14 protein-coding genes are annotated in these 15213 nt (G+C 66.9%); 12 read left to right on the forward strand and 2 right to left on the reverse strand.

The window, feature by feature from the left end; translation table 11 throughout:
* Positions 1 to 103: 103 nt before the first annotated feature.
* Together MMB92_RS20270 and MMB92_RS20275 are read right to left on the reverse strand one after the other, a co-directional pair.
* Positions 104 to 1528 carry a collagen-like triple helix repeat-containing protein gene (locus tag MMB92_RS20270; RefSeq protein ID WP_034200652.1) on the reverse strand — a complete coding sequence of 475 codons (1425 nt, stop codon included), beginning with the start codon at positions 1526 to 1528 and terminating at the stop codon, positions 104 to 106.
* A gap of 40 nt (positions 1529 to 1568) precedes the next feature.
* Complete coding sequence (locus tag MMB92_RS20275; RefSeq protein WP_277562897.1) at positions 1569 to 3251, reverse strand: collagen-like triple helix repeat-containing protein; 1683 nt, start codon at positions 3249 to 3251, stop codon at positions 1569 to 1571.
* A gap of 677 nt (positions 3252 to 3928) precedes the next feature.
* Here MMB92_RS20275 and MMB92_RS20280 point away from each other — a divergent pair.
* From MMB92_RS20280 to MMB92_RS20335, 12 genes are all read left to right on the forward strand, one after another.
* The gene (locus MMB92_RS20280) at positions 3929 to 4099 is read left to right on the forward strand and encodes a Flp family type IVb pilin (protein WP_006483497.1); all 171 of its coding nucleotides are present in this window, start codon (positions 3929 to 3931) and stop codon (positions 4097 to 4099) included.
* Between the two features lie 87 nt (positions 4100 to 4186).
* Positions 4187 to 4681: an A24 family peptidase gene (locus tag MMB92_RS20285; protein ID WP_006483488.1), complete on the forward strand. Its 495-nt coding sequence runs from the start codon at positions 4187 to 4189 to the stop codon at positions 4679 to 4681.
* A complete protein-coding gene (locus MMB92_RS20290; protein ID WP_006483477.1) occupies positions 4678 to 5172 on the forward strand; it encodes a TadE family protein in 495 nt (164 codons plus the stop codon). Before MMB92_RS20285 ends, MMB92_RS20290 begins: the two co-directional genes overlap by 4 nt.
* A 94-nt stretch (positions 5173 to 5266) precedes the next feature.
* Positions 5267 to 6172, forward strand: coding sequence for a Flp pilus assembly protein CpaB (gene cpaB, locus MMB92_RS20295; protein WP_034200650.1), 906 nt, complete (start codon positions 5267 to 5269; stop codon positions 6170 to 6172).
* A gap of 22 nt (positions 6173 to 6194) precedes the next feature.
* Positions 6195 to 7526 carry a type II and III secretion system protein family protein gene (locus MMB92_RS20300; protein ID WP_277562898.1) on the forward strand — a complete coding sequence of 444 codons (1332 nt, stop codon included), beginning with the start codon at positions 6195 to 6197 and terminating at the stop codon, positions 7524 to 7526.
* A gap of 75 nt (positions 7527 to 7601) precedes the next feature.
* Entirely contained in the window at positions 7602 to 8840 is a 1239-nt protein-coding gene (locus MMB92_RS20305; protein WP_006483491.1) for a fimbrial protein, read from the forward strand.
* A 3-nt stretch (positions 8841 to 8843) separates the two neighbouring features.
* Entirely contained in the window at positions 8844 to 10196 is a 1353-nt protein-coding gene (locus tag MMB92_RS20310) for a CpaF family protein (protein WP_006483500.1), read from the forward strand.
* A complete protein-coding gene (locus MMB92_RS20315; protein WP_034200648.1) occupies positions 10189 to 11169 on the forward strand; it encodes a type II secretion system F family protein in 981 nt (326 codons plus the stop codon). Before MMB92_RS20310 ends, MMB92_RS20315 begins: the two co-directional genes overlap by 8 nt.
* A gap of 4 nt (positions 11170 to 11173) precedes the next feature.
* Positions 11174 to 12172, forward strand: coding sequence for a type II secretion system F family protein (locus tag MMB92_RS20320; protein ID WP_006483478.1), 999 nt, complete (start codon positions 11174 to 11176; stop codon positions 12170 to 12172).
* Positions 12173 to 12201: 29 nt separating this feature from the next.
* Complete coding sequence (locus MMB92_RS20325; protein WP_034200647.1) at positions 12202 to 13029, forward strand: pilus assembly protein; 828 nt, start codon at positions 12202 to 12204, stop codon at positions 13027 to 13029.
* Positions 13030 to 13052: 23 nt separating this feature from the next.
* Positions 13053 to 13382: a DUF3613 domain-containing protein gene (locus tag MMB92_RS20330; RefSeq protein WP_006483481.1), complete on the forward strand. Its 330-nt coding sequence runs from the start codon at positions 13053 to 13055 to the stop codon at positions 13380 to 13382.
* Positions 13383 to 13394: 12 nt separating this feature from the next.
* Positions 13395 to 15206: a TadG family pilus assembly protein gene (locus MMB92_RS20335; RefSeq protein WP_006495326.1), complete on the forward strand. Its 1812-nt coding sequence runs from the start codon at positions 13395 to 13397 to the stop codon at positions 15204 to 15206.
* The last annotated feature ends 7 nt before the right edge of the window (positions 15207 to 15213 follow it).

Consider the following 15213-nt stretch of genomic DNA (forward strand, 5'->3'; position numbering starts at 1 on the left):
GCGGGGCCCGCTCGGGGGGGGCCCCCCCGCCGCGTGCCGCAATGCCGGTTGTGTTTGTACGGCCGCGCCATTCGCTCCGGCTGCGATGACGCGACCGTCCTCCTTACTTGCCAACGCTACCCAGCGTACCCAGCAACCCCGTGACCGGTGCCAGCAGGCCCGTCGAACCGCTGCTCGACGATGCCGTACCCGACACGCTGCCGACCAGCGACGTGACCGGCGCGAGCGGGCTCGCCCCCCCGGACCCTGCCGCACCGCCAACTGCTCCGGTGACAGTATTCAGCAAACCGGTGACGGGCGCGAGAGGGTTTGCACTGCCTGCGCCACCCGTGGCGCCGCCGAGCGTGCCCGTGACCGTCGACACGAGATTCGTGACGGGTGCGAGCGGGCCGCTGCTGCCGCCTGCTGCGCCACCCAGTGCGCCAGTCACCGTGGAAACCAGGCCGGTCACCGGCGCGAGCGGGCCGCTGCCCGAGCCGCCTGCTGCGCCGCCGAGCGCGCCCGTGAGCGAGCCGAGCGGCGTCGAGCCCAGACCCGACAACAAGCCGCCGAGCGGGTTCGTCGAACCGGAACCTGACGACGAGCCGTTCTGGACGGTTGCCGTCGAGCCGCCGACGAGGCTCGTGATCAGGCCGGGGATCGGCGCCGCGCCATTCGGGCCGTTCGGATTGACGAGGCCGCCCGCGTTGGTCACGGTGTTGCCGACTGCCGTCACGAGCTGGCCGACGTCGCCGACGAGCGGCTGGCTCGACGTGCCGCCGACCTGCTTGCCGGCCGAGCTGATCGCGCCGCCGATCTGGCCGAGCAGGCCCGAGACGGGTTGGCCGAGGCCGGTCGTCGTGCCGACCTGCTGCGTGACCTGGCCGGCGGTGATCACGAGCGGCGTGATCGCCGAGCTGATCGGTTGCGTGACCTGCTGCACGGCGCCCGACGACAGCGTCGAGCCGATCGTCGTGCCGGCGGCCGTCAGGCCGTTGGCGACCGTGTCGAGCACGGTGCCGACCGGCGTCGTGACCGGCGCGAGCGGCGCCAGCGGGCCCGTGCCCAGCGCCTTGACCGTCGAGCTCAGGCCGGACACCGTGTTGCTGGTCGCACCGACGACGTTGCCGAGACCGGCCACCGTGGTGCCGACCGGGTCCTTGGTCGAACCGATCTGTCCCAGCCCGTTGCTCACCGCATCGGCTGCCGCACCGACGATCGTGCCGGTGCTGGACAGCGTGCTGCCGATACCCTTCGGCACGCCGTCGCCGAGGCCCGGCAGGCTGATATTGCCGACCGTGCTGCCGAGGTCGGTGGCCGTCTGGCCGACCGTGCTGATGACGCCCTTGGTGCCGGTCGACGAGCCGCTGGTGCCGCTCGTCCCGGACGTGCCGCTCGTGCTCGGGTTGTTGTTGTCGTTGCTGCTGGTCGGCGGCGAGCTGACGCCGCCACCGCCGCAGGCGGCCAGCAGGCACGCCGCGGCGAAGGCGGTGAGGGGCGCGCGCCAATGGCGCAGGGCGACCGTCGGGAGGGAACGTTGCTGGGACATGATGGACTCCTCGCTGTCTTTTCGATGAATGGATGTCGGATTACTTGCCGTGCGTGCCGCCGAGCAGGCCGCCGATCAGCGACGTGACGGGCGCCAGCGGATTCGACGACGAACCCGAATTCGTGACGGCACCCGTGCCGCCGCTCAGTGCCGGCACGCCCACCGTGCTCGTGACCGTGGAGACGACGTTCGTCACCGGGGCGAGCGGGCTGCCGCCGCCTGCGCCAGCCGTCGCGCCGCCGAGGGCGCCCGTGACTGCGCCGAGAAGACCGGTGACGGGCGCCAGAGGATTTGCGCTGCCTGCGCCACCCGTTGCGCCGCCGAGTGCGCCCGTGACCGTCGACACGAGACCCGTGACCGGCGCGAGCGGACCGCCGCTGCCACCTGCTGCGCCGCCGAGTGCACCCGTGACCGTCGAGACGAGACCGGTGACCGGCGCGAGCGGGCCGCCGCTGCCGCCGGCTGCGCCGCCGAGTGCACCCGTGACCGTCGAGACGAGACCGGTGACCGGCGCGAGCGGGCCGCCGCTGCCGCCGGCTGCGCTGCCGAGCGCGCCCGTGACCGTCGAGACGAGACCCGTGACCGGGGCGAGCGGGCCGCTGCCGCCACCCGTTGCGCCGCCGAGTGCGCCGGTCACCGTCGACACGAGACCCGTGAGCGGGGCGAGCGGGTTGGTCACGCCGCCGGTGCCGCCCGTGAGCAGGCCGCCGACGGCCTTGACGGTGTTGCCCGTCGACGAGACGGTGTTGCCGAGGCCCGTGGTGACCGGGTTGCCGCCCGTCGATGCGAGCAGGGCGCCAGCCTGGTTCAGACCGTTGCCAACCGTGCCGAGCAGCGTGTTGACCGGCGCGCCGAGGCCGGTTGCGGTGCCGATCGTCTGGGTCGTCTGGCCGACCATGGTCGTGATCGGCGTGATGGCCGAGCTGACCGTCTGCGTGACCTGCTGGATCGGGCCGGTCGACAGCACGTTGGTGAGCGTGGTGCCGCCGTTCGACACGGCACCGCCGAGCGTCGTGACGAGGCCGCCGACCGCGCCCGTGACCGGTGCGAGCGGTGACAGCGGGCCGCTGCCGAGGCTCGTGACCAGGTTGCCCGTTTGCGTGACTGCGCCGCCGAGCTGATTCACCACGCCGCCGGTGCTGGCGACCGTGGTGCCGACCGGATCCTTCGTCGCGCCGAGCTGGCCGAGCCCGCTGCCGAGGCCGTTGCCGAGTGCGGTAACCGCGCCGCCGACGCTTTGCACGATGCCGCCCGCGGCTTGCGTGGTGGCCGGATTGACGCCCGGCAGCGTCTGGCTGCCGATGACGGAGCCGAGGCCGGAGACGGTGTCGCCGGCATTCGTGATGATGTTGCTGCCTTGTGCGAGGACATTTCCCACCGGGTTCGCCGACACACCGGAGGTGCCGGACGTACCGCTCGTGCCCGAGGTTCCGCTGGTGCCGGACGTGCCGCTCGTGCCCGAGGTTCCGCTGGTGCCGGACGTGCCGCTCGTGCCTGAGGTTCCGCTGGTGCCGGACGTGCCGCTCGTACCCGAGGTGCCGCTCGAGCCGTTGCCGCCCGACGTGGAGATCGTATCGCCGCCGCCGGAGCTCGAGCCGCCGCCGCCGAGACCCTGGCTGATGGAGCCGGAGCCGCCGCACGCGGAGAGGGAAAGCATGGCTGCAACGGTGGCCGCGATCAGAGTCGTCCGGAACACGCCATGAGGGATAACCTTAATGTCCATTTCGTCCTCGCATTAAAAATGTGTTGTGAACTGCGTTGTGTTGAGTGGTGCGAGGACTACTCTGCAACTGTCGTGCCATTTCGAGGCTCGACGGTTCGACAACCGGTTTTAAACGAGGCAATTCCTTGTCGGAAAAGGAAGTTCCGGAAATTGAAAGATTGTTGAATCTGTTTAAGTGCAGATGAATGAGAACGGTTTCGGCCGTTTCGTAACGTAACGTCACAACATTGGCGTTACGCGTGCGGCGTAACGTGGGGCCCGCGCAGGCTTGGTGGACGAGGCAATTGTTTTACTGGTGGATTAGGTGTGCACATCTAACCTATCGTAAATCCTATGTGTAAGTCGTACCGAAACGCCGTACAAATACGTTGTGCTCCTGGTCATTTTTTTCCGTCAGAGTGGTTAAAAGAGGTTGGAACTTAAATGGGATCGGATATAGAATCGGGAGCAGATGTAAGGAAATGTACGGTTCGGTACACTACGTTCGAGGAGGAGCGCTATCGCGAATGTTAACTTGCATCAAATCGTGAGCAAGGCCCTTCGGGGCGACCTATAAAGAAAGCGCACCCGGTTGTCGTTACAGCAGATGTGGCGAACGGTTGGGGCAAACGGCCAGATATGCGGGGACGTATACGTATAAAAGGCCAGAAAACGTAAATACAGGCACGAGGAATAAAATGAAAGCAATCATCAAGCGTTTCCTTAAGGAAGAAGACGGGGTTACCGCAGTCGAGTACGGACTCATCGCGGGACTTATCGCAGTCGCTCTCGTCAGTGCGATGAGCACGTTGACGGGCGGCATCTCGGGGGCGTTCACCTACATCGCGAACCAGCTGCCGAAGGCATAACGAACGAGCTTTTGCTCATTTCCCTGTTGTTAGGGGCGCGGGTTGCTTCGGCAACCCGCGCGGTAAGTTTTGCCGTTCGGGGCGTAAATGATCCTGCTAACTGGCGTCGGGGTTTTCCTCGCGTGGGCGGTGCTCGTCGCGCTCGAGGACATCCGTCATAGGCGTATACCGAATTCACTGGTGATCGGTGGATTCGTATCTGCATTTGTGCTCGCCGGGCATAATCCATTCGGCATATCCGTGAATCAGGCGCTCATTGGCGCACTGGTCGGCTTTCTCAGTCTTTTCCCGTTTTTTGTGCTGCGCGTAATGGGTGCCGCGGATGTCAAGGTATTCGCGGTGCTGGGCGCGTGGTGCGGCCCGTATGCGTTGCTGTGGCTCTGGATCATTGCGAGCCTGCTGGCATTCGCGCATGCCGGCACGCTGGTCTTCGCCACCCGTACGCCGGTGTCGGCGTTGTGGCAGCGGCGTTCCCCGACGATGCAGATTGCCGGTTTCCGCGCGTCGCCGTATGCCGCGTTTCTCGTGATCCCGGCGGCGCTGTGGTGCCTGTACCGGATCGCGGTGGGGGGGATGCAATGAAGGCGGCCCGGCCGGTATCCGGCATGCGGCGCCGCGAGCGCGGCGCAACCGCGATCGAATTTGCACTGATGTTGCCGGTGTTCTTCCTGATCCTGTACGCGATCATCACGTACGGGATGATCTTCGCGGCTCAGCAAAACCTGACGCTTGCCGCCACGGAAGGCGCTCGCGCCGCGTTGAACTATCAGCAGGTCGGCGCGGCCGCGTCGGTGCAGGCGGCCCAGCAAGCCGCGCTGGCGGCGCGGGCCCAAGCCGCATGCACGGCCGCGACGAACCTGACCACTTGGCTGAAAGGGTCGACATGTTCGCCCACACAGCAAGGCAACTGTTCGTATGACCCGACAATGTTGTGCGTGCAGATCACGCTGACCTACCCCTACTCGCAGAGCCCGCTGATTCCGTCGTTCCCGCTGCTCGGTTCGCTGTTGCCGGTGCCGTCGACACTCACCGGCACCGCGATGGTCCAGATCAGCCCGGTCAACATCATATAGACGGCAGCGACGGCGTCGTGCCGGGTCGAGGGCGCCCGGTTGGCACGTTGTGCGGAGAATTCAATCGTGAGTAGCGGGGAAACATAACAACACCATGGCCAACAACCTGACGAAGATCATTGCGGGCTTGCTGATCGCGATCGCGATCCTGCTCGGCGTCTATGCATGGATGCTCGGTCGCAAGCCGGGCGACGTCGCGCCGGTTGCCGCGACGGTCGCGACGCAGAGCGTGCCGGTCGTCGTGACGACGCGGCCGTTGCAAGCCGGTCAGCCGATTCCGGCCGATGCGCTGAAGGTCCAGCAGTCGACCGCTGCGCCGCAGGGGGCGTTCGCCGATCCGCTGCAACTGGTCGGCCGCACGCCGGCTGCCGACATTCCGGCGCAGGCGGCCGTCGTCGCGAGCGCCTTGTCGTCCGGCCTCGCCGAGCAGATCGCGCCGGGAGAACGCGCCGTCGCGATCAAGGTCGACGAGACCAACGCGGTCGGCAACCGCGTGCGGCCCGGCAACTATGTCGACGTGTTCCTGAACCTGAAGCGCGACGGGACCGGCGTGGCGATCGGCGGGACGTCGACGGCCGAGATCGTCAATACCCAGGCGCGGCTGCTGATGTCGAAAGTCCGCGTGCTGTCGTTCGGCGATGCAACGACCGAGCGGGACAGTTCGAACGGCTCGGTGGTCGGGACGCGGACCGCGGTGCTGGCCGTGCCGACCGCGCAGGTCGACGCGCTGACGCTCGCAGAGCAGAGCGGTCGGCTCGTGCTCGCGCTGCGTAACCCACGCGACGACGATGTCGCGACGCAAACCGTCGCGGTTCGTGTCGGCGACGACAAGAGTCCGTCGACGCTTGCCGCGGCGGGCGTGGTGCTGGGCGAGTTGTCGAAGAGCGCGACGACGGCGGCGCCGGCCCCGCGTGCGGTGCCGCGGGTGGTCGCGCGGCATCCGAGCGGCGGCAGCATCGAAGTGATTCGGGGTGGGCGGACCGAAACGGTCGCCTATTGAGCGGGACGACGACGGCAAAACAATGAAAAAGAAACTGATTGGTTTGGCTATTGCATTGAGCGCGCTGGCGATGCCGCCGCTGTCGGACGCGGCCGACACGAGCGGCACGATCAGCCTTGCGATCGGCGCGCAGCGGCAGATTGCGACGGGGCGGGCGCTGCAGCGGGTCGCGGTCGGTGACCCGTCGGTGGCCGACGTGCTCGTCGTGAAGGGCGGGCGTGGCGGCGTGCTGCTGGTGGCGAAGAATGCCGGCGCGACGAACGTGATGATCTGGGAGCGCGGCCATGATGAGCCGACCGTCTACAACGTGAACGTCACGAGCGGTGCGGCGCGGGCACTGCTCGACGGCGCGTCGCCGAGCGTGAACACGTATGGCGGCACGACGGTGATCGGCGGTGCGGCCGGAACGCTCGACGGGCATCAGCGGGCGGTCCATGCGGCGAAGACGGTCGGCGGCAAGGACGGGACGACGCTCGATGCGTCGACGATCTCCGGCAAGAACGTCGTGCAGGTCGACGTGCGTGTCGTCGAATTCAGCCGTTCGGTGCTGAAGCAGGCAGGCCTGAACTTCTTCAAGCAGAGCAACGGCTTTGCGTTCGGCGCGTTCGCCCCGTCGGGACTGGCGTCGATTAGCGGTTCTCCGAACAGCTCGCTCACGTACAACACGAACGTACCGATTTCGTCGGCGTTCAACCTCGTCATCCATTCCATGTCCCGCGGATTGTTCGCCGACCTGTCGATTCTCGAGGCGAACAACCTGGCGCGCGTGCTCGCGCAGCCGACGCTCGTCGCATTGTCCGGCCAGAGCGCGAACTTCCTCGCCGGCGGCGAAATCCCGGTGCCGGTGCCGCAATCGCTCGGCACGATCTCGATCGAATGGAAACCCTACGGCGTCGGGCTGACGGTCACGCCGACCGTGCTGAGCCCGCGGCGGATCGCGTTGAAGGTCGCGCCCGAGTCGAGCCAGCTCGACTTCGTGCATTCGATCACGATCAACAGCGTGCAGGTGCCGGCGCTGACGACGCGGCGCGCGGACACGACGGTCGAGCTCGGCGACGGCGAAAGCTTCGTGATCGGCGGCCTGATCGACCGCGAAACCACGTCCAACGTCAACAAGGTGCCGTTCCTGGGCGATCTGCCCATCATCGGCGCGTTTTTCAAGAATCTGAGCTACCAGCAGAACGACAAGGAGCTCGTGATCATCGTGACGCCGCATCTCGTTGCACCGATTGCGCAGGGTGCGCCGCTGCCGGCGACGCCGGGCGAGCTGTCCGAGCAGCGCGACGGTCCGGTGTGGCGTTCGTACCTGGGCGGCATGGCATCGCCGGACGCGGGGCCGGGGTTCTCGAAATGAGCGCGCCGAATCGTTACCGGACCGCGCAGGCCGTCGCGCACGACGCGATGCCTTGCTTCATTGTGAGTATCCAAGATGAACGCGAGAACCTATTCTTTGGCTGAGCCCGCCGTCACCGACCACTTCGTCTGCGCCACCTCGGTCGCGGAGCATGTGCACTGGCTGTCGCAATCGCTGGTGTCCGCCGGCGCCGTCGAAGGGGTGCCGCTCGACGGCGCCGCGTTGTCGCAGCGTATCGGCGTGTTGAATCCGGCACTGGTCTTCATCGATTTTTCCGGTGATTGCGCGGCTGCGAGCACGGTGGTCGCCGCGATACGCGTCGCGCATCCGGGCGTGCCGGTCGTCGCGCTGGGCTCGCTCGCGCAACCGGAAGGCGCACTCGCCGCGCTGCGCGCGGGCGTGCGCGATTTCGTCGATTTCTCCGCACCGGCGGACGAGGCGCTGCGGATCACGCGCGTGTTGCTCGACAACGTCGGCGAGCCGGCGAATCGCCACGGGAAGGTCACCGCGTTGCTCGGCGCGCGTGCCGGGATGGGCGTGAGCACGCTCGCCGCGAACCTGTCGGTACTGATGCAGCGGCGGCCGGCCGATCCCGCCCGCACGGCGGCGCTGCTCGATCTCGGGCTGCCGGCCGGTGACGGCGCGTTGTTCCTGAATACGCGTTGCGAATTCCATTTCGTCGAGGCCGTGCGCAACCTGCGCCGGATCGACCGTACGTTCGTGACGACCGCGCTCGCGCGCCATTCGAGCGGCGTCGCCCTGACGACGCTGCCGCCGAATCTCGCCGAGCTGCGGGATGTGGCGACGGCGTCGTGCGCGGCATTGCTGAACCGGCTGCGGGCGTTCTTCGATCACCAGATCGTCGATCTCGGCGGCTTCCCGAATCGCGAATTCATTGCGCAGGTCGTGAACCTGGCGGACGAAGCATGGCTGGTTTGCGACCAGGGCGTGGCGTCGGTCGTGTCGGCGGTCGAGATGCTGGACGGGTTACGCGAGGCAGGTGCCGCGACCGACCGGATTCGGCTCGTCGTCAATCAGTTCGACGCCGAGCTCGGGCTGCTGCCCGCGCAGATCGCCGAGCGGCTGGAACTGTCGCTGCTCGCGACGTTGCCGTCGCGGCGCGTGTCGATCGGGCATGCCGCGAACCAGGGCAAGCTGATCGCCGAGGTCGCGGAACGCGACCCGTACGTCCGTGCGCTCGGGCCGCTGGTCGAGCGCCTTGCGGGCGCGCCGGCGCCGGGCGCGACGCAGCGTGCGGCCGGCGGCCTCTCGGCGCTCAGGCGCATCATTCAATCCTCAACGAAGCGGTCGTAAGCGATGGCACACGACATTCAATTTGCCGACGGCGCAGCGCCGTTCTCGCAAACGCAACAGTTCCACGACATCAAGAATGCCGCGCACGAGCATCTGCTCACGCGGATCGAGGAACTGGGCGCCGAATTCGGCCGTTGGTCGCGACAGGCGATCAACCAGTTCGTCGATCTCGAAATCGACAGCTTCGTGCGGCTGCGGCGCATCCCGCTCAACGAGAGCGAGGTGCGTGCGGTGGCCGAGGCGCTGACGAAGGAGCTCGCCGGCTTCGGACCGATCGAGGACCTGTTGGCGGACCCGCACGTCGAGGACATCCTGATCAACGGCTACAACGACATCTACGTGTCGCGCCACGGGATCCTGTCGAAGCTGCCGATCCGTTTTACCGACAACGCGCATCTGCTGCGGATCGTGCGACGGATTCTGGCCCCGGTCGGCCGGCGGCTCGACGAATCGAACCCGATGGTCGACGCGCGGCTACCCGACGGCGGGCGGGTCAACGTCGTGATCGAACCGTTGTCGATCGACGGCCCGGTCGTGTCGATCCGGAAGTTCCGCAAGGACCCGCTGAAGCCCGAGGACCTGCTGGGCAACGGTACCTACAACGAGGAAATCGGCCGGCTGCTCGAGGCGGCGGTCGACGCGCGCTGCAACGTGCTCGTGTCGGGCGGCACCAGTTCGGGCAAGACGTCGCTGCTGAACGCGCTGGCGTTCCACATTCCGATGGCGGAACGCGTCGTGACGATCGAGGATACGGCCGAACTGTCGCTGAATCACCCGCACGTCGTGCGGCTCGAAAGCCGTCCCGGCGGGTTCGACGGCAGCGGCGTCGTGACGATTCGCGACCTGCTGCGAAACACGCTGCGGATGCGGCCGGACCGGATCATCGTCGGCGAAGTGCGCGGCGGCGAAGTGCTCGAAATGCTGCAGGCGATGAATACCGGCCACGATGGATCGATGGGCACCGTGCACGCCAGCTCGCCGCGCGAATGTTTGTACCGGCTCGAGATGCTGGCCGGCTTCGCCGGTTTTCAGGGTACCGAAGCAAGCCTGCGGCGGCAGATCGCCAACGCGATCGATTTCATCGTGCAGATCGGCCGGCTGTCCAACGGCCGCCGCCGCATCCTGTCGATCACCGAAGTCACCGGCATGTCGGACAACATCGTATCGACGCAGGAGCTGTATCGCTACGAGGCGCGGGTCACGCCGGAGGGCGAAGAAATCGATCATTGGGAATCGCTCGGCATTCATCCGCATTCGCCGAAGCTCGCACGTTTCCGCAGCACGCTGGTGTCGGCCGGTGGCGGTGGCGGCGGGTTCGGTGGCAGCTTCGGGCGAGGCGGGGGCTTCAATGTCTAGCGCCACCTTGCTCGCGCTGATGTTCGCGTTGATTTGCGCGGCGGCCGGGTTGCTGCTGTGGCGCGGAAGCCAGGTGCGGGAAGGGCGCGCGCATACGCAGCGGTTCTTTGACAGCCGCGTGGGACAGGGCGCGCGTTCCGCCGCCCCGGCGGCCGATACGCGCGCCGCACGTGCCCCGGCGGCCGGTACGCCGAACGGGCAGGCGTCCGAACACGGGATCGCGCGCTGGCGCGCGTCGGCGCTCGGCGCGTGGACCGTGCTGTCCGACCGCGCGGGCCTCGATGAAGTACGCACCGGCCTCGTGCTGGCGCTGGCGGTCGTCGTGCTGCTCGCGCTGTGGGCCGGCATGGCCGGCGGCGTGCTCGCCGCGGTGGCCGCGCTCGTCGCGGGCAGTGTGCTCGTCGTGCTGTGGATCACGTCGCGCATTAGCCGGCGCCGCCTGAAGATCGTCCGTCAGTTGCCGTCGTTTCTCGACGGGATCGTGCGGCTCGTGACGCTCGGCAACAGCGTGCCGGCGGCGTTCCAGTCTGCGCTGCAGACGGCCGAGATGCCGCTGCGCCGCTGCCTCGACGACGTGTCGCAGATGCTGCGCTCCGGTGTCGAGATCGATCGCGCGATGCTGCACATCGCGCATACCTATCGCATCCGCGAATTCGAACTGGTCGGCGCGGTGTTGCGGTTGTCGGTCCGCTACGGCGGGCGGGCGGACGTGATGCTCGACCGGATGTCGACCTTCATGCGCGATCTCGAGCAGGCGGAACGCGAACTGTCCGCGATGTCGGCCGAGACCCGGCTGTCCGCGTGGGTACTGGCACTGTTGCCGATCGCAGTCGGCAGCTTCGTCATCGCCACGAGTCCGCGCTATTTCACGGCGATGTGGGGCGACGATAACGGACGCCAGCTGATTTACCTGGCGTTCGCGTTGCAGGCGATCGGTGGTTTCTGGTTGTACCGGCTCGCGCGGCTGAGGTGAATCGATGGATGCAAACCGTTTAGGCGCACTTGCGCTGGTGCTCGGATCGGTCGGCGTGCTGCTGCTTGCCGCGCTCGCGATCGTTCGCATCGTGCTCGTGCAGCGTGCCGAGCGCGCGCTGGTGAATGCGCTCGATCGCCGGACCGCGGCAGTGGAAGCGGCCGCCGCACGCGCCGGTGCCGCCGAACCTGCGCGCGACGCGGTGGCGCCTGCCGCGCCGCGCGTGCGTTTCGCAGGGCTGCGCGCACGCTTCGAAGACGTCGGGATGCGCTGGCTCGAGACCGGCTTCAGCCGATATCTGATCGCCGACGAAGATCGTCAGTTGCTTGAACAGTGCGGTTTCGTCGACGTGCGCGCGCGAGCGCTGTTCGTCGGCGCGCGCATCGTCTGCGCGATCCTGCTGCCGGCGCTTGCCGTGCTGGTCCTGATCGGTCGCGGACAGCAGACGCGCTGGCCGCTGTGGATCTCCGTCGCGCTCGTGACCGGCTACATGCTGCCGAAAATCTACGTGCGGCGCCGCGCCACTGCTCGCCGGCAAAGCATTGCGGCCGAATTGCCGCTGCTCGTCGACATGTTGCGGCTGCTGCAGGGCGTCGGCCTGTCGCTCGACCAGAGCATCCAGGTCGTCACGCACGATTTCCAGACGATGCTGCCCGTGCTGTCGTGGGAACTCGGCGTTGCACAGCGGCAGTTCGCGGCCGGTCGTACGCGCGAACAGTCGCTGCAACGCCTCACGAACAGTTTCGACAACGAGGACCTGCGCGCGATCGTGCGCTTGCTGATTCAGGTCGACAAGCATGGCGGTGCGGTGCAGGAGCCGCTGAAACAATTCGGTGACCGTCTGCGTGAAGGGCGTCGCGCGACGCTGCGCGAGCAGATCGGCCGCCTGACGGTGAAGATGACCGGCGTGATGATCGTCACGCTGTTGCCGGCACTGTTGATAGTGACGGCGGGGCCCGGGATCATGACCGTGCTGGCCGCGCTCGCCGCGATTCACCGTTGATGCGGCACGAAGGGAAGGAGCGACAGAAGATGAATCGATTGGGTTGGGTTCGCACGATCGCAGGCGCGACGGCATGCGCGTTGCTGGCCAGCGGGTGCGCGATGTTCAAGGAATCCGGATACGGCGTCGGCGCGCAGGCCGAACGCGGCGCGCTGATGCAGGCCGCGGCCGACAAGAATGCGCCGCCCGATACGCCAGGCATGTATCTGGGCCTGATCGAGCGGATGCAGGGGCAGGGACTGTATTTCGCGTCGTTGGCGCACATCGATCAGTACGAGAAGCAATATGGCGCGTCGCCGGACACGATCCTGCTGCGCGCCGACGCGTTGCGCGCGACCGGCCAGTACGACGCCGGCGTGGCCGCCTATACCAAGTTGCTGACGACGCCGCTCGCGGCGCGCGGCTATCGCGGGCTGGGGCTGACCGCCGGCGCCCGCGGCGATTTTGCGCTGGCCACGCAGCAGCTCGAACAGGCGACGGTGCTTGCGCCGACCGATGCGGCGACGTTGTCCGACCTCGCGTATTCGAAGATGCGCGAAGGCGATCTGGCGGGGGCACGCGTGCCGCTGCTGAAGGCGGCCGAACTCGAGCAGAAGAACCCGAAGATCCTCAGCAACTTCGTGCTGTACCTGCTCGCGACGGGCCATGCGAAGGACGCGCGGCGGCTGATGGATCAGCAGAAGCTGTCGCCCGCGGTGCGCGGCCAGATTCGTGACGACGAGACGAAGGTCGCGGCCGCGATGCGTGCGAAGCAGCGCGCCATTGCACGTGCGCCGGCCAGTGTGTCCGTGCCGTCGGTGGCGAGCAGCGACAATTTCGATCTTGCCGTGCCGCTGCTGCAGCGTTTCGCGCGATAACGACGATATTCACGGAGGCCATCATGTTTCACCTTTCCTCAATCCGCGTGCGGGCCGTGGGCATCGCGTTCGTGTGCTCGCTGGGCGCGGGCGTCGCGCACGCGCAAAGCGACACGCCGGCGTCCGAAATCGGTCATGCGACCACCGCGCTGCTCGACCTGCAGCGCTCGAATCGCTCGGCCGCCACGCCGCAACCGATCGACGGCGCGGCGGGTACGTATGCGTATCAGCGCTATATCGACTCGTTCAAGACGCCGATTCCGCAGTGGTTCGGCACGATGTCGGCGTCGGGCGGTGGCAGTAGCGGTGGCGGCGGCAGCGGCGGGCTGTCCGGCGGCGATCTCGCGCGCTGACGGAGCAGCACGGTGACTACCCGACACAGTGGCGGCACGATCCGCCGCGCGTCACGACAGCGCGGCGCGTTCTCGGTGATGGCGATCGTCGCGACGCTGATCGCCATCACGACGCTTGGCGCCATTGGCGTCGGTAATCTCTTTTACCAGCGTCGGGACGTGCAGCGCATTGCCGACATGGCCGCGCTCGCGGCCGTGCAGCGGATGGACGATGCCTGTTCGCAGCCGACTGCCACCGCGACCAGCAATGCGCAGTCCAACGGTCTCAATGCGTCGAACGGCGACACGATCAACATTGAATGTGGCCGCTGGGATACGTCCGTCAACCCGGCACCCAGCTACTACGCTGCCGCGGCAGCCGGAACCACGCAATTGAACGCCGCCAAGGTGGTCGTCACGCGTCAGGTGCCGTTCTTCTTCGTCGGACCGCCGCAGACGGTGTCCGCGGTATCAACCGCGCGTTCGACGAACATCGATACGTTCTCGGTCGGTGCAACCCTGGCCGCGCTCGGCGGCGTCGGCTGCTCGGGCGGATCCGCACCGACGTCCGGCAATCCGGGGCTCGTCAACGGACTGATCGGCGGGTTGCTCGGCGCCAACCTGAACCTGAACATCGGGTCATACCAAGCGCTTGCCTGCACCAACGTGACGGTCGGCGATCTCGTCGTGGCGGCGGGCGTCGGCACGGTCGATCAACTGCTCGCGCTGAAGCTCACGTTGCCGCAACTGATCCAGTTGATGGTGAAGGCGGCCACCCAGACGTCCGTCGTGAACGCAAGCCTGCAGGCGAGCCTCGCCACGCTGCAGGCGATCCTGAACGCCAACATTCCGGGAACGTCGATCGGTCTCGGCGGCGCGGGCGGGTTGCTGAACGTCGCGCTCGCGGATACGCAGGCGGCCCTCAATGCGCAGGTGGATCTGCTCGACCTCCTGATGGTCGGCGCGGAGATCGCGGCAACGGGCAAGCCGGCGGTCACGGTCAATGTGCCGTCGCTGAATCTCGGCGGGCTGACGGGAACGCAACTGCAGGTGCAGATCATCAGCCCGCCGTCGATCGGCGTTGGCGAGGGCGGGATCGATCCGGCAACGGGAACGTGGCGCACGAAGGCGTCGACGGCTGCGGTGGGTGTGTATCTGAATGTCGCTCTCGGCACCGCGCAGTTGCCGATAGTCGGGCCGTTGCTGAATGCGATCGCATCGATCGATGTCAAGCTTCCGATTTACCTGCAAGCCGGCACCGGTACCGCATGGCTGAATTCGACGCAATGTGCGTCCACGCAGGAGGCGAGTACCGTCGCCATTACGGCGCAACCGGGCGTGGCCAATCTGTGCATCGGCCAGCCGCCACTCGATGCATCGGGCAAGATCAGCCTGTCGTCGAATTACAGTTGTTCGTCGCCGGCGCAGATCATCAACGCGAACGCGGTGCTTGGGGCTGTTCGGGTGACGGCCTCTATGTCCAACGTATCTGTCCAAGTGCAGGGCGCTTCCCAATCGCATACGTTCAATGGCGTGCCGGGAATCGATGCGAACTACTGGACCGTGAATTCGAATGCACTCGGCTCAGCGCTCAGTTCGGCGCTGGCTCAACTCGCGGCTGCGACGATCACTGTCAACCTTACCTTGCTCGACCTGACCCCTTTGCCGATACCGTCTTCCTTCGTATCGACGCTGCTCGGTTTTCTGACCAGTCTGCTCAGCCCACTCCTGTCGAGCCTCGACGCAGTCCTCGTTCCGCTGCTGAATCTGCTCGGCGTCCAGGTCGGCGCGGCGACGGTCCACCAGATCTCGCTCAATTGCGGGGTCGCCCAAACGGTTTACTGAAGAAGCA

The organism is Burkholderia sp. IO2 (assembly GCF_029522185.1).
In the GTDB taxonomy this organism is placed as follows: Bacteria; Pseudomonadota; Gammaproteobacteria; order Burkholderiales; family Burkholderiaceae; genus Burkholderia; species Burkholderia cenocepacia.

What these genes read in the sequence shown, in the direction of transcription:
- MMB92_RS20300 (WP_277562898.1), top strand. Translation starts at nt 6,195, where the DNA reads ATGAAAAAGAAACTGATTGGTTTGGCTATTGCATTGAGCGCGCTGGCG.
- MMB92_RS20285 (WP_006483488.1), top strand. Translation starts at nt 4,187, where the DNA reads ATGATCCTGCTAACTGGCGTCGGGGTTTTCCTCGCGTGGGCGGTGCTC.
- MMB92_RS20330 (WP_006483481.1), top strand. Translation starts at nt 13,053, where the DNA reads ATGTTTCACCTTTCCTCAATCCGCGTGCGGGCCGTGGGCATCGCGTTC.
- MMB92_RS20315 (WP_034200648.1), top strand. Translation starts at nt 10,189, where the DNA reads ATGTCTAGCGCCACCTTGCTCGCGCTGATGTTCGCGTTGATTTGCGCG.
- MMB92_RS20290 (WP_006483477.1), top strand. Translation starts at nt 4,678, where the DNA reads ATGAAGGCGGCCCGGCCGGTATCCGGCATGCGGCGCCGCGAGCGCGGC.
- MMB92_RS20280 (WP_006483497.1), top strand. Translation starts at nt 3,929, where the DNA reads ATGAAAGCAATCATCAAGCGTTTCCTTAAGGAAGAAGACGGGGTTACC.
- MMB92_RS20270 (WP_034200652.1), bottom strand. Translation starts at nt 1,528, where the DNA reads ATGTCCCAGCAACGTTCCCTCCCGACGGTCGCCCTGCGCCATTGGCGC.
- cpaB (WP_034200650.1), top strand. Translation starts at nt 5,267, where the DNA reads ATGGCCAACAACCTGACGAAGATCATTGCGGGCTTGCTGATCGCGATC.
- MMB92_RS20310 (WP_006483500.1), top strand. Translation starts at nt 8,844, where the DNA reads ATGGCACACGACATTCAATTTGCCGACGGCGCAGCGCCGTTCTCGCAA.
- MMB92_RS20320 (WP_006483478.1), top strand. Translation starts at nt 11,174, where the DNA reads ATGGATGCAAACCGTTTAGGCGCACTTGCGCTGGTGCTCGGATCGGTC.
- MMB92_RS20275 (WP_277562897.1), bottom strand. Translation starts at nt 3,251, where the DNA reads ATGGACATTAAGGTTATCCCTCATGGCGTGTTCCGGACGACTCTGATC.
- MMB92_RS20325 (WP_034200647.1), top strand. Translation starts at nt 12,202, where the DNA reads ATGAATCGATTGGGTTGGGTTCGCACGATCGCAGGCGCGACGGCATGC.
- MMB92_RS20305 (WP_006483491.1), top strand. Translation starts at nt 7,602, where the DNA reads ATGAACGCGAGAACCTATTCTTTGGCTGAGCCCGCCGTCACCGACCAC.